Annotated in this window: 14 protein-coding genes; 3 read left to right on the forward strand and 11 right to left on the reverse strand. The window is 37.4% G+C overall.

What is annotated here, in order from left to right; genetic code table 11:
• Positions 1–58: 58 nt before the first annotated feature.
• Positions 59–682 (forward strand): transcriptional repressor LexA, encoded by a 624-nt coding sequence (lexA, locus tag H9635_RS10690; protein WP_191700274.1) that lies wholly within the window; start codon positions 59–61, stop codon positions 680–682.
• A gap of 82 nt (positions 683–764) precedes the next feature.
• On the opposite strand, the gene H9635_RS10695 is transcribed toward lexA, so the two are convergent.
• From H9635_RS10695 to H9635_RS10705, 3 genes are all read right to left on the reverse strand, one after another.
• Positions 765–1,460, reverse strand: coding sequence for a gamma-glutamyl-gamma-aminobutyrate hydrolase family protein (locus H9635_RS10695; protein WP_191700275.1), 696 nt, complete (start codon positions 1,458–1,460; stop codon positions 765–767).
• A gap of 118 nt (positions 1,461–1,578) precedes the next feature.
• On the reverse strand, positions 1,579–2,124 hold the full coding sequence (locus H9635_RS10700) for a 5' nucleotidase, NT5C type (protein WP_191700276.1): 546 nt from the start codon (positions 2,122–2,124) through the stop codon (positions 1,579–1,581).
• A gap of 77 nt (positions 2,125–2,201) precedes the next feature.
• On the reverse strand, positions 2,202–2,909 hold the full coding sequence (locus tag H9635_RS10705) for a DNA alkylation repair protein (protein ID WP_191700277.1): 708 nt from the start codon (positions 2,907–2,909) through the stop codon (positions 2,202–2,204).
• A gap of 339 nt (positions 2,910–3,248) precedes the next feature.
• Here H9635_RS10705 and H9635_RS10710 point away from each other — a divergent pair, with 339 nt between their 5' ends.
• Positions 3,249–3,647, forward strand: a complete 399-nt coding sequence (locus tag H9635_RS10710) for a gamma-type small acid-soluble spore protein (RefSeq protein ID WP_191700278.1) — start codon at positions 3,249–3,251, stop codon at positions 3,645–3,647.
• A gap of 93 nt (positions 3,648–3,740) precedes the next feature.
• On the opposite strand, the gene glnA is transcribed toward H9635_RS10710, so the two are convergent.
• From glnA to H9635_RS10725, 3 genes are all read right to left on the reverse strand, one after another.
• Positions 3,741–5,075 carry a type I glutamate--ammonia ligase gene (glnA, locus tag H9635_RS10715; protein ID WP_191700279.1) on the reverse strand — a complete coding sequence of 445 codons (1,335 nt, stop codon included), beginning with the start codon at positions 5,073–5,075 and terminating at the stop codon, positions 3,741–3,743.
• Positions 5,076–5,137: 62 nt separating this feature from the next.
• The gene (locus H9635_RS10720) at positions 5,138–5,521 is read right to left on the reverse strand and encodes a MerR family transcriptional regulator (protein ID WP_191700280.1); all 384 of its coding nucleotides are present in this window, start codon (positions 5,519–5,521) and stop codon (positions 5,138–5,140) included.
• Positions 5,522–5,769: 248 nt separating this feature from the next.
• The gene (locus tag H9635_RS10725) at positions 5,770–7,017 is read right to left on the reverse strand and encodes a methionine gamma-lyase family protein (RefSeq protein WP_191700281.1); all 1,248 of its coding nucleotides are present in this window, start codon (positions 7,015–7,017) and stop codon (positions 5,770–5,772) included.
• 122 nt (positions 7,018–7,139) lie between these two features.
• Here H9635_RS10725 and H9635_RS10730 point away from each other — a divergent pair, with 122 nt between their 5' ends.
• A complete protein-coding gene (locus tag H9635_RS10730; protein ID WP_191700458.1) occupies positions 7,140–7,748 on the forward strand; it encodes a trimeric intracellular cation channel family protein in 609 nt (202 codons plus the stop codon).
• Positions 7,749–7,875: 127 nt separating this feature from the next.
• Here the strand turns inward: H9635_RS10730 and H9635_RS10735 are convergent, their stop codons facing one another.
• From H9635_RS10735 to mutL, 5 genes are all read right to left on the reverse strand, one after another.
• Entirely contained in the window at positions 7,876–8,178 is a 303-nt protein-coding gene (locus H9635_RS10735) for a rhodanese-like domain-containing protein (protein ID WP_191700282.1), read from the reverse strand.
• Between the two features lie 75 nt (positions 8,179–8,253).
• Complete coding sequence (hfq, locus tag H9635_RS10740) at positions 8,254–8,484, reverse strand: RNA chaperone Hfq (protein WP_191700283.1); 231 nt, start codon at positions 8,482–8,484, stop codon at positions 8,254–8,256.
• An 85-nt stretch (positions 8,485–8,569) separates the two neighbouring features.
• Positions 8,570–9,469: a tRNA (adenosine(37)-N6)-dimethylallyltransferase MiaA gene (gene miaA, locus H9635_RS10745; protein WP_191700284.1), complete on the reverse strand. Its 900-nt coding sequence runs from the start codon at positions 9,467–9,469 to the stop codon at positions 8,570–8,572.
• Entirely contained in the window at positions 9,462–10,379 is a 918-nt protein-coding gene (locus H9635_RS10750) for an alpha/beta fold hydrolase (protein ID WP_191700285.1), read from the reverse strand. The genes miaA and H9635_RS10750 overlap by 8 nt, the downstream gene beginning before the upstream one ends.
• A 22-nt stretch (positions 10,380–10,401) precedes the next feature.
• Positions 10,402–12,282 carry a DNA mismatch repair endonuclease MutL gene (mutL, locus tag H9635_RS10755; protein ID WP_191700286.1) on the reverse strand — a complete coding sequence of 627 codons (1,881 nt, stop codon included), beginning with the start codon at positions 12,280–12,282 and terminating at the stop codon, positions 10,402–10,404.
• Positions 12,283–12,295 lie beyond the last annotated feature (13 nt).

A 12,295-nucleotide genomic window follows, 5' to 3' on the forward strand; every position in this document is an offset into this window, starting at 1 on the left:
TGTTCGCATACTGCTATACTTACACTAAGAAAAATAGCATGATAAAGAGGTGAGTTAGTTGACACAAAAAATTTCCAAGCGACAAGAAGCTATTCTAACTTTTATAAAAGAGGAAGTTCGTTCAAAAGGCTATCCGCCTTCAGTTCGTGAAATTGGAGAGGCAGTAGGTTTAGCTTCTAGTTCAACTGTCCACGGGCATTTAGCTCGATTAGAAAGTAAAGGGCTTATACGTCGCGACCCTACTAAACCGCGTGCCATTGAAATTTTAGATCAAGAAGAGCTATCAATAGCTAAGCAAGGTGTAATTCACGTACCATTAATCGGTAAAGTTACAGCTGGTTTACCTATTTCAGCTATTGAAGATATCCAAGAATATTTCCCGCTGCCCGATGCATATGGATCATCAGAAGATGAGTTATTTATGCTTGAAATAATGGGTGAATCAATGATTGAAGCAGGCATATTAAATGGCGATTACGTTATCGTCAAGAAAACTTCTACTGCAAGCAATGGAGAAATTGTTGTTGCAATGACCGAAGAAGATGAGGCGACTGTGAAGCGTTTCTACAAAGAAAAAACTCATTTCCGTCTACAACCTGAAAACAGTTCAATGGAGCCGATTATTGTTAATCAAGTATCAATTTTAGGTAAAGTAGTAGGGCTATATCGAAATATTCATTAATTAAAAGCTTGCCATTCTAATAGAATCGGCAAGCTTTTTCTTTTTCAAACAAAAAACCCAGCCGAAATCGACTGGGTCCTCCTTAATTTTTACATGCATTTATAAAACTACTAAATAAACGTTGTGCGTAAATATCACCGTTTGGTGCCAACTCTTCAGGGTGCCACTGTACAGCCACACAATATGGATGGGATTCGTGCTCTATTCCCTCAATTATACCGTCTTTTGCAACAGCCGATGTGATCAGACCTTTCCCTAATTTCCCTACTGATTGGTGATGGAAAGTATTCACACGAAATGATTCTTCTCCAAAAATAGCTTTAAACTTTGGTGTTTTCACATCAACAGTGTGGGCTAATTCTCCGCGCTTGGATGGTTGCTTATGTTGGACTATATTTTCCACCTGTGATGGAATATCCTGAATAATCGTACCTCCAAAGGCTACATTCAAAATCTGCTGTCCTCGGCAAATACCTAGAATGGGCATTTGTCTTTTAAATGCTTCATTCATTAATAAAAGATCACTGTCATCACGCTTTCGTACTACACTCCCGATATTACGATGCGGCTCTTCATTAAATAATAACGGATCGATATCCGCACCACCAATTAATACAATACCATCAACAATATCCAATAAAGCCTCAACATTGCCTTTCGTCGCATTCGGAATACAAATCGGAATTCCCCCTGCTTGTTCAATTGATGTTAAATAGACATTATTAATATCCATTTTCTTGTCAAAGTCATACATCGTTAATCCAATAATCGGCTTCATTTTCTATCCCCTTAAAGTTAAAAAATAATTCAAATATTTTAAATTATACTATTATATCGCCTTAAATGACTACAAAAATTTACAAATAAAGGGACTGCTAAATGCAGACCCTGTTTGACTAAACAATTTCAAGTTGTTTTATAAAATATTCCTTAATTTCTTTCCAATTATGGACGCGTGTATATCCTTCTTCCGCCCGATTGTATGGCATTGAATACAATAGTCCTGTTCCTTTAAATGCCGCAAGTTGTCTTGGACTGTCGTCAATTAAATAATCGGCATGTATAACTGCTTTATTTCCGCAAAATACAATATTTTGTGTTTTGATGAATGGAAAATGCTTGATTAGCCAATCATATTTGGCTGTGAATGATCCCGGTACATCCATTGCAGCAGTAGCTATAAAGATTTCATAATGCTCCTGCAGCTCCTGAATGACTTCAATTGCATCTTCATCTAGTAAGTCCAAATCACGGAAATAATCTGGCTCATTTAATAGTGCAAATAGTTTCTTCGCATCTTCACGTGGTAAATCACGCTGCGTAGTTAATAAAAATTCCTCGTCCGTAAAGGAAGTGCCAAAATTCTCATTGTAAGTAATACGTAACTTAGAATAAAAGTCAGCTAAAACCTGGTCCATATCAATCGCAATACTTTTCTTCATGTAATTTCCTCCTTGAAATTTCCTAATTTAAGTTTATACAATTATATCGTGAAATAACAAGGTATTACTCTCTACAACTAACAACGAACATATTTGCGTTTAAATCCGATACGCCCTTTTTCACCTTGCTTTACAATTTCTGCATACGCGTGTACTTTTCCAGGCTTTTTTCCTTTATGCTTAATTTCTACCTCACCAATATCCTCTGCTATTTGCAACGCCTCATTATGTAATGGCTTAAAAGAAATACCGACAGTCATTACAAAGTTATTCATCGCAACTTGGGTACGTAGTGGTACTAGGTGGATATTTTGTTTTACCTGTTCAAGCATTTCCTTCATTTTCTGAACTGAGAACTCCTCATCTTTTCTATTACCGAGGAGCCAGCAATAACAATGCCAGCCAGCAGACATTTTCAGCTCTTCTCCACTTGCAATCCATTTATCGCTTACTTGTTGGGCAATTTCAGATTCCGCTAATGTAACTGCAACAACATAATCAGATATCATATAAAAATAGGCCTGCTCAATCCATCGATTATAATCTGCTTCCGACATTGCTTTTGAATCTGCGATGATTCCGGCAAAATACATCGCATCATAGTTGCCAGTTGCATATAATTGTTCAGCAAGTTCCTGGTTTATTTTGATTTGCTTAACATATGGTTTCATCGAGCCAATCGTTACACCAAATAGCGGTTCCTTTGCTCCGTTAGACATGTAAATTTTTTTCGTTCGTTCTTTCCCTAATTTTTCTAGTTCATGTATTATCATATTGAAATCCATATTAATCTGCTCCTTTAATCTGGATGTAAAACGTTTTTTTAACCTGGGCATAAAAATTCCTACTTACCATATATCATCTTCAATTAAATGTACATAATAACCATTGTATAGTTTTTTTCTCTCATTTTGATCTTTTTAAAAAATGTTTTATAACTGAATTTCAAGTAAATCTTTATAGCTCTCCTCTACATCTTCACTATCCTATATTAGTACCTGCATTAGTATGTAAATATGAATTCAAGATAACAGATAAAAATCCCTTTTATCATTTAAAAGTAAATATATTCCATAGAATAATAAAACAACCTCTGAACAGAATAAATTCAGGAGGTGATATTCATGAAAAACAAAAACATGAATACTGAATTTGGGATGGAAACAGACGTTAACAAGGTTATTAAGCAAAACCAGCAGGCTGAAGCTAAAAAGCAGCAAGCTTCTGGTCAATTCGCTAATAACGGTTTACAAAAAAGCCCTAGTTCAATGAACGCGGAATTTGGAATGGAGACCGATGTGAACCAAGTTAAAAAGCAAAACCAACAAGCTGAAGCTAAAAAGCAGCAAGCTTCCGGCTTATTTGCTAATAGTGGTTTACAAAAGAAACTTAGTTCAATAAACGCGGAGTTTGGAATGGAAACAGATGTAAGCCAAGTCAAAAAGCAAAACCAACAAGCTGAAGCCAAAAAGCAGCAAGCTTCTGGATTATTTGCAAAGAATCGTTCCCAAAACGGTAAATAATTGAATATCATCCCCATACCGGCAATTAATATTGCCGGTTTTTCTCCTTAAAAAAGAAAAAAAGCGTTGGGACAAAACGCCCCAACACTACTATTAGTACATCTTCATATATTGATCGCGTTCCCACTGATGAACAGTTGAACGGTACATATCAAACTCGATTTCTTTTGCTTCTTTAAAGTTTGCATAAATGTGGTTGCCTAATGCTTTTTGCACAACCTCGTCTTTTGATAGTAATGTTAAAGCGTCGTCTAATGCTGCTGGTAAATTATCGATACCGTTTGCTTTACGCTCTTCTTCGTTCATTACATAAATGTTACGGTTAATTGCTGGTGGTGGAGTTAACTTTCTACGAATACCTTCCAAACCAGCCTCTAAAATAACTGCCATCGCTAAATATGGGTTTGCCGATGGATCCACTGAACGAACTTCTATACGTGTTGAAACTCCACGAGAAGAAGGAATACGGATAAGCGGAGAACGGTTTTGCGCTGACCATGCTACATAACATGGCGCTTCATAACCCGGTACTAAACGTTTATAAGAGTTAACTGTTGGGTTTGTAATTGCTGTAAAACCTTGTACGTGCTCAAGTATACCTGCCATAAACTGCATTGCCGATTCAGATAGACCTAATTCAGTAGATTGATCATAAAAAGCATTCTCTTTTCCTTTAAATAAAGAAACGTTAAAGTGCATTCCTGATCCAGCTTCACCGAATAAAGGTTTTGGCATGAATGTAGCATGTAAGCCATGCTTACGAGCAATTGTTTTAACAACTAATTTGAATGTTTGAATATTGTCACAAGCCGTAATGGCATCAGCATATTTAAAGTCAATTTCATGTTGGCCAGGTGCAACTTCATGATGTGAAGCTTCAATTTCAAAGCCCATTTCTTCTAACTCTAACACGATGTCACGGCGGCAATTTTCACCAAGGTCTGTTGGTGCTAAGTCGAAGTAGCCACCATGGTCATTTACTTCAAGACTTGGTTCACCTTTTGAATCTAACTTAAATAGGAAAAATTCTGGTTCAGGTCCTAAGTTGAAGTTAGTGTAACCTAACTCTTCCATTTCCTTCAATACACGCTTTAAGTTATTACGTGGATCACCCGCAAATGGAGTACCGTCTGGATTATAAATATCGCAGATGAATCGCGCTACTTTCCCTTTTTCGGCAGTCCATGGGAAGATCATAAATGAATCATAATCTGGGTATAAGTACATATCAGATTCTTCAATACGTACAAAACCTTCGATTGAAGAGCCATCAAACATCATTTTGTTATCCAATGCTTTATCTAGTTGGCTTACTGGAATCTCTACGTTTTTAATTGTCCCTAAAATGTCTGTAAACTGTAAACGAATGAATTTTACTTGTTGTTCTTGTACGAGTTGCTTAATATCTTCTTTTGTATATTTACCCACTAAATTCCACACTCCTATAATTGTTCAGTACCGATTTTTATCAAATTTATATAATTTACACGCTATTGATAAAAGCGTGATAAATCCCCTTGTCGAAGAGATGTCTTTTGCATGCGCTGAGCTTGTCGCATCTCTTCACGCAAAATTTTACGTAAATCTGAATCCGAAATAACTTCTTTACTCGCCTGTTGTATTGCTGGGTCATTTTTCATGTCAAATACTTTCTTTATACCTGCCATATTAATACCCTGTTCGAGCATATCCTTAATTTCCAATAAGATATCGACATCGTTTAATGAAAACATTCGACGATTACCTTCTGTACGGTGTGGCTGAATTAAATCATGCTCTTCGTAATAACGGATTTGTCTGGCTGTAAGATCCGTTAATTGCATGACGATACTTATCGATAATAGTGGCATTGAACGTCGAATTTCACTACTCATTTAATTCACCCCCTTACCGCTATATTACGACTTGTTACGTACATTGTCAATTATATGTTAGAAAAACTGACATACGTTGTATAAATCAGCATTTTACATACTAGACTTAGAGAAGTGACCATCACAAATTGAACAGACTATATACTATTACCCTAAATTCTATAAAAACAGCGTGTATTTTAAATATTTTCCTAATATTATTATTTAATTAAAAAAATCGTCCATAAAATAGACGATTTTTTTTAAAATTAAGTTAGTTTTTGGACAGCTGCGCAAATCGCATATTTAACATGTTCATATGTTAAGCCGCCTTGGACAAAAGCTGTATATGGAGGACGAATTGGACCATCAGCAGTTAATTCAATGCTTGATCCTTGAACAAATGTTCCCGCTGCCATAATAACGTCATCTTCATAACCGGGCATATATGCAGGTTCCGGGGCAAAATGAGCATTGATAGGAGAAGCTGCCTGAATTTCACGACAAAACGCTACCATTTGTTCTGGAGTCCGGAATGCTACAGATTGAATTAAATCTGTTCGTACATCCGTATAATGAGGAGATGTCGTCATTCCGATTTCTTCTAACATTGCCGATGTAAAAATCGCACCTTTTAAACTTTGCGCAACAATATGCGGTGCCATGAAAAACCCTTGATAAAAATCTGCTAACGTATTCAATGATGCACCCGCTTCAGCACCAATACCAGGTGAAGTCATACGGTATGCGCATTTTTCTACTAGATCTGCGCGTCCTGCAATATAGCCGCCTATTTTTGCAAAGCCCCCACCAGGATTTTTAATTAAAGAACCAGCCATTAAATCTACACCTACTTCTGTAGGTTCAAGCAACTCCACAAATTCACCGTAACAATTATCAACAAAAATAACTGCATTCGGTGCAATTTCCCTAATTTTTAAAACCATTTGTGAAATTTGTTCAATTGTAAAGGATGGACGTGTTGCGTAGCCTTTTGAGCGCTGAATTGCAATCATCTTTGTATTTTCGTTAACTGCATTTTTCACACCTTCCCAATCGATTTCCTTATTTCCGATTAGATCAACATGGGAATAGCCAATTTTGTAATCCTTTAATGATCCCGTATCTTTTTCGCCGCCGTCGACGATTGATTGAAGTGTATCGTAAGGTTTCCCGGTAATATAAAGAAGTTCGTCACCAGGTCGTAGAATGCCAAATAAACTTAATGTTATAGCATGTGTGCCAGATATAATTTGCGGACGTACAATTGCTGCTTCCGCTCCGAAAGTTTCCGCATATACACGCTCTAAATTGTCCCGACCCTCATCATCATAACCATATCCTGTAGAAGGATGCAGATGAAAATCACTTACTTGATTATTTCGAAAAGCAGCTAGTACTTTTTGTTGGTTAAAAAATGCGCGGTCATCTACTTGTTGATGATAAGTACGAACCTTTTCTTCAACTTTCGTCGCTAGCTTTATAGTTTCTGGTGTTAATAATGATTGAAATGCCATGATTTACTGCTCCATTCTGTTCAAACTGTAACTATTATACCTTAAAAAAATTAGTTTTGACGAATGTTTGAAAAACTGCTATCCTCATGGCGATAGTATTAGTTGGATTGGGAGAGATGAATATGGCTTGGGAGGTATTCAGTGTTATCGGGACCATAGCATTTGCAATATCAGGCGCAATTGTAGCTATGGAAGAAGAGTACGATTTATTTGGAGTTTATATATTAGGAATTGTTACAGCTTTTGGTGGGGGTGCAATCCGTAATATATTGATTGGTTTACCAGTTTCGACTTTATGGAATCAGGAAATGATGTTTCAAATTGCACTAGCTGCCATTACCATTTTCTTTTTAATACCGAATCACTTTATAAAACATTGGAATCGTTGGGGAAATGTAACCGATGCAATTGGATTGTCTGCTTTTGCAATTCAGGGCGGGATGTATGCTGTCCATTTAGATTTGCCCCTTGCCGCTGTTATCGTAGCAGCAGTATTAACAGGAGCTGGTGGTGGTGTTGTACGTGATCTTCTTGCTGGAAGAAAACCGATAGTTCTACGTCATGAAATATATGGGGTTTGGGCTGCATGTGCCAGTTTCTTACTTGGGCTTGAAATCTTTAAAGGTGATATATTTTTGTATATCTTATTTGTCCTAATTACTGCTTTGCGTATTTTATCGTATACAAAGGGCTGGGGATTGCCTTCGAAAAAAATAAGCATAGTAAAATAAGCAAAATAAAAGCTGTATCAAAAGTCAAATTTACTTTTGATACAGCTTTTTTAGTTGGAAAATATGTGCGGCTACAATTGAAAGAGGGCGTGTCCTAAATGACTGCTAAACATTCCCCTGTCAATTATTACTTGAATTCCAACTCTCCGTCATAGGCCATCATTCCGCCTTCGAGATTCGTTACATCAAAGCCTTTTCCCTCTAAATATTCACAAGCATTCGCACTACGAACGCCACCTTTACATACAACTATATATGATTTTGAACTATCCAATTCATCTGTACGTTCCGGAACAGAACCAAGTGGAATATGTACTGCACCCGGGATCATTCCGTGCTCCACTTCAAAATCTTCACGTACATCGATTACATTCAAATCTTCATTCGCATCCAATAAATTAATCAGTTCATCTGTCGTCATTGTTTTCATTATAATTCCTCCAATACTAGTACCATCTTAGTCATTATAATCAAACAATTAATATTGCGCTACCGTTTAGCCGGATTACTCTTCTTCATCAAGTAATGCAACATTTTTGGCAGGAACAAAAGTAGAAATGGCATGCTTGTAAATTAATTGCTGCTTCCCTTCTGATTCCAGTAAAACAGTAAAATTATCATAAGATTTAATTAAGCCTTTTAGTTGGAAACCATTCAGTAAAAATACCGTTACAAAAGTATTGTTTTTGCGTAAATTATTTAAAAACGTATCCTGCAAATTCAGTGATTTCATCATCGTCTAATCTCCCTTACCATAGTATACATGCAATAGTTAATTATTCGTTATTCATGTAAGATTTACCTTTTAAATTTAAAATATTTTAGATTATACTTCTAACGGCATCCCAATCATTTCCAATCCAAGAGATATCCATTTTATTTCGGAAGTATGTCAATTGGCGTTTAGCGTACCTACGGGAGTTTTGCTTAATTTGTTCGATTGCTTCTTCAAGTGTTACTAAACCATCAAAATATGCATACAACTCTTTATAGCCAATCGCCTTAATCGACTGTACATCCCGGATACCCGCATTATATAATGCTCGCACTTCTTCAAGCAGACCAGCTTTCATCATCAAATCTACACGTAAATTTATACGTTCATATAATTTCGCACGGTCCATGTCCAGTCCGATAATTAAATGATTGTATAGGGGAATATTACCGCGGTTAAATTGCTCTTCTGCGCGGGATACACCGGCAAGCTCTGCCATTTCCAATGCACGAATGACGCGTCTCGTATTATTCGGATGAATTTCTGCTGCAGAAGCTGGATCAATTATTGCTAATTTGGCGTGCATCGCTTCTGGACCTAATTTCTCCAATTCCTCATAATATTTAAGACGCGCTTCTTCATCGACTTCTTGTTTTGTAAATTGAAAATCATAGAGTACTGACTGTACATAAAGTCCCGTTCCCCCTACGATAATTGGCATTTTACCGCGGGCTTGAATTTCTTCAATTTTCCCTCGGACTAGCTGTTGATATTCTGCTACGGAAAATGCTTCTGTAGGTTCTTTAATACTTAACAGATGATGTGGAATCCCTTCCATTTCATCAACAGTGATTTTTGCTGTACCGATATCCATATGGCGATAGACTTGCATTGAATCCCCATTAATGATTTCCCCATCTATTTCTTTTGCTAAACGTATGCTCAACGCTGTTTTACCAGATGCTGTAGGGCCAATAATGGCCACTACATCAATTTTATTATTCATCTTTTAACCACCGTACTATTATTTCCATTACTTGATCCTTCTTTTTTTCATTTAATATTTCATGTCGCATTCCTTCAAGCAAATGTACCTTCACATGCTCCAGCCCAGCGTCCACAAGCTGTTTACCTGTACGCAGAACACTTTTCCCATTTTCATCTGCAATCGGGTCAAGTGTACCGCTTATGAGCAATATTTTTAAATCAGGACGAATGCGTGCATTTTGATTTTTGTTTTTTAACGTAAGAATCCCACCGGTTAAATCTGAAAAAAATTGGTGAGTCGCGATAAAACCGCATAAAGGATCCTCAATATACTTTTTCACTTCGTCTTCATCAGTAGTGAGCCAGTCAAAGTTTGTTTTTGGATTTTCTATGTGCCGGTTAAAACCTGCGAAACTAAGCTTATGCATTAGGAGACTTTGTTCTTTTGCGCCTTGCAATTTCACTAATTGACCTGCAATGGCATGACCAGCTTCATGTAGTAATTTTGCAGAACCTGTACCGCTCAATACTAAGCGTTCAATCATTCCGCTATGTTGCTGTATGAAGCGTCGAGCAATAAATGAGCCCATACTATGGCCAAATAAAATTGGACGACCTGTTGTTTTTTCTGTTAAATTTGCGAGTATTTCATATACATCCTCCACTACACGTTCAAAACCATTCTGATCACCATAATAACCGGGCATACCATTTTTTTGTGCTGTATATCCGTGACCTCGATGATCATGGGCTGTTACGAAATAGCCTTCTTCACAGAGTTTTTCGGCAAAAGCTTCATAGCGTTGACTATGCTCGGCCATTCCATGCAAAATATGAACATGCCCCATCGTTACTTGGTTTGGTTTAAAAGTGCGCACAAATATATCGTGCCCATCTGACATTGTTATAAAGAAAGATTGCTGTTCCAAAAACTCCACCCCTTTTAGGAATTTACATTACTCGTTTGAACATTTTCTCGACTTCATATGATGTAAAATGAATTAAAACAGGGCGTCCGTGTGGACATGTAAATGGATTATCTGCATTTCGTAAATCCTTAATCAGTCTTTCCATTTGCTCTTTATTTAAAAAATGATTTGCTTTAATGGACTTTTTGCAGCTCATCATAATCGCTGCATCTTCACGTAATTTTTTGATATCGGTTTTTCTAGCTTTTAAAACTTGCTCGATCAATTCTTCAATAACTTCCTGCTCTTCCCCTTTTGGAAACCACGTCGGATATTCTCTTACAACAAATGAAGAAAGTCCAAATTCCTCTAAATAAACGCCCACTTCCTCAAGGGCTTCTTTAGATTCTTTTAAACGCAATGCCTCATCTGCAGCATAATGGAAAGTTAAAGGCATCAGTAATGTTTGACGTTCATTTGCATTTACTTCTCCCACTTTATCCCGGTAATATTCATACTTTATTCTTTCTTGTGCGGCATGCTGGTCGATTAAATAAAAGCCGTCTTCCATTTGTGCCACTATATACGTCCCGTGAATTTGACCGACAATTTCAACATCCGGAAAATGGCGTTTTATTTCAGGTTGAACAATTGGCTGTTCTTCCTCGGAAGGTATTGATTCCATAAATGGTTCTGCAGGTAACTCCGTCTGGGACATCTCATCATAAGTATCTTCGTATTGTACGGAATCCTGATTTTCTACTGAAAGCGGGGCATACGGTTCTTTTACGACGGATGTATCGCCCGATAATCTTTCCACAATAGAAGTTAGCTTATCCTCATCAAATACTGGCTCCGATGCTTTTACAGGATTCCAAATATTCATCTGCTCTTGTGCGGGACGAATTGGCTTTTCCTTTTTTTCTGCCAGTGGAATCCGAATTTCTTCCCGAATAGTTAAGCGGATTGTATCTTCAATTAGCTTTAATAGCTCTGGTTCTTTACTTAAGCGAACTTGATGCTTTGCAGGATGAACATTGACATCGGTTAACTGTGGGTCTCCTTCAACATAGAGAAGCACAATCGGGAAGCGCTCAATCGGTAAATACGTATGGTATGCATTAGTAATCGCCTTTTGAATAACAAAGTGCTTGACCCATCGCCCATTGACGAACAATGACATATAGTTTTTTGATGCACGGGTTACTTCAGGCAGGCTGGCAAAGCCGTGAATTTTATAATCGTTATTACTAGCTTCAAACGGCAGCATTTTTTTTGCATGATGTGCACCGTATATTGCTGCTAATACTTGCTGTACTTGACCTCGTCCATTTGTTTGAAGCAATGTTTGATCATTATGCACCAATTTTATGGCGATCTTTGGGTAGCCGAGCGCTATTCGGTTAATAAAGTCAATTGTATGACCGAGTTCAGTTTGAATGGTCTTTAAATATTTTAGTCGAGCCGGTGTATTGAAAAAGAGCTGGGCTACTGTAATATCTGTCCCACGACGCAGTGCAGCAGGTTTATGCTCTTTTAAATGTCCTCCTTCTAAATATAAATGCACACCACCCTCACCATCGGATGTCCGTAATGTTAATTTAGAGACAGAGGCTATCGATGCTAATGCTTCACCGCGAAAGCCGAGTGTTCTGATTCTAAATAAATCCTGCTCTTTTTCGATTTTTGATGTGGCATGCCGTGAAAAAGATTTAAGTGCATCTTCTTCATCCATTCCACTACCATTATCTATTACCTGAATGGAGCTAAGACCAGCTTCTTCAAGAAAAACTTCAATCGATGTACTACCCGCATCAATTGCATTTTCAACTAATTCTTTGACGACGGACGAGGGACGTTCCACTACTTCACCGGCGGCAATTTTATTGGATAGCCACTCATCCATTATTTGAATTTTCCCCAAAGCTGTTCCCTCC

Source organism: Solibacillus faecavium, from assembly GCF_014836905.1.
Classification (GTDB): domain Bacteria; phylum Bacillota; class Bacilli; order Bacillales_A; family Planococcaceae; genus Solibacillus; species Solibacillus faecavium.

Coding starts and splice junctions, on each gene's coding strand:
- H9635_RS10710 (WP_191700278.1), top strand. CDS start 3,249: ATGAAAAACAAAAACATGAATACTGAATTTGGGATGGAAACAGACGTT.
- hfq (WP_191700283.1), bottom strand. CDS start 8,484: ATGATGAAATCACTGAATTTGCAGGATACGTTTTTAAATAATTTACGC.
- H9635_RS10730 (WP_191700458.1), top strand. CDS start 7,140: ATGGCTTGGGAGGTATTCAGTGTTATCGGGACCATAGCATTTGCAATA.
- H9635_RS10720 (WP_191700280.1), bottom strand. CDS start 5,521: ATGAGTAGTGAAATTCGACGTTCAATGCCACTATTATCGATAAGTATC.
- H9635_RS10700 (WP_191700276.1), bottom strand. CDS start 2,124: ATGAAGAAAAGTATTGCGATTGATATGGACCAGGTTTTAGCTGACTTT.
- H9635_RS10735 (WP_191700282.1), bottom strand. CDS start 8,178: ATGAAAACAATGACGACAGATGAACTGATTAATTTATTGGATGCGAAT.
- miaA (WP_191700284.1), bottom strand. CDS start 9,469: ATGAATAATAAAATTGATGTAGTGGCCATTATTGGCCCTACAGCATCT.
- H9635_RS10695 (WP_191700275.1), bottom strand. CDS start 1,460: ATGAAGCCGATTATTGGATTAACGATGTATGACTTTGACAAGAAAATG.
- H9635_RS10705 (WP_191700277.1), bottom strand. CDS start 2,909: ATGGATTTCAATATGATAATACATGAACTAGAAAAATTAGGGAAAGAA.
- H9635_RS10725 (WP_191700281.1), bottom strand. CDS start 7,017: ATGGCATTTCAATCATTATTAACACCAGAAACTATAAAGCTAGCGACG.